The organism is Jiangella rhizosphaerae (genome assembly GCF_003579925.1).
Lineage (GTDB): Bacteria > Actinomycetota > Actinomycetes > Jiangellales > Jiangellaceae > Jiangella > Jiangella rhizosphaerae.
Genome location: NZ_QUAL01000197.1, coordinates 1 through 590, shown reverse-complemented (window position 1 = coordinate 590; position 590 = coordinate 1). Strand labels below are relative to the sequence as shown.

1 protein-coding gene is annotated in these 590 nt (G+C 80.5%); it reads right to left on the bottom strand.

All coding sequences use genetic code 11. From position 1 onward, the window contains the following. Window positions 1–590: glycosyltransferase (locus tag DY240_RS22410; protein ID WP_158602959.1), on the bottom strand; the 590-nt coding region annotated here is incomplete at both ends.

Genomic DNA, 590 nt, shown 5'->3' with positions numbered 1-590 from the left:
GCCGCGGCCGTCCACGGCGACGTCGCCAGCGGCCGGGCGGCGCCGGGGTGCCGCCGGGCCAGGGGAGCGGCGGTCCGCCCGTAGTAGGTGCGGCGGCCGAGGAACGCGCGCGGCGCGGTCAGGTGCTCGTGCGCCACCCGGGCCGCCGGCTCGTACCGCACGTGCCGCCCGGCCGACGTCAGCCGCCAGACGAGGTCGACGTCCTCGCCGCCACGCAGCGAGGTGTCGAACCCCGGGAAGTGCGCGGCCCGCACCAGCACCGTCGCCGTCGGCACGAACGGGATGCGCCCGCCCGGGACGACGAGCCCGGGGGAGGCGCCGCGGTCGTACGGCGCGCGGCGCTCCTCGTAGCGGTCCAGCCAGCCGTGGCGGCCGGTCTCCAGCGCCACCACGCGAGGGGCGACGGCGGCGACGTCGGGGTCGGCGAAGTGCGGCAGCAGCGCGGACAGCCAGCCGGCCGCCGGGACGCAGTCGGAGTCGACGAACGCCAGCACGTCGCCGGTGGCGACGGCCGCACCGGCGTTGCGCGCCACCGGCGGCCGGCCCCGCTCGTCCAGCCGGACCAGCCGCGCCCCCGCGCGGGCGGCGAT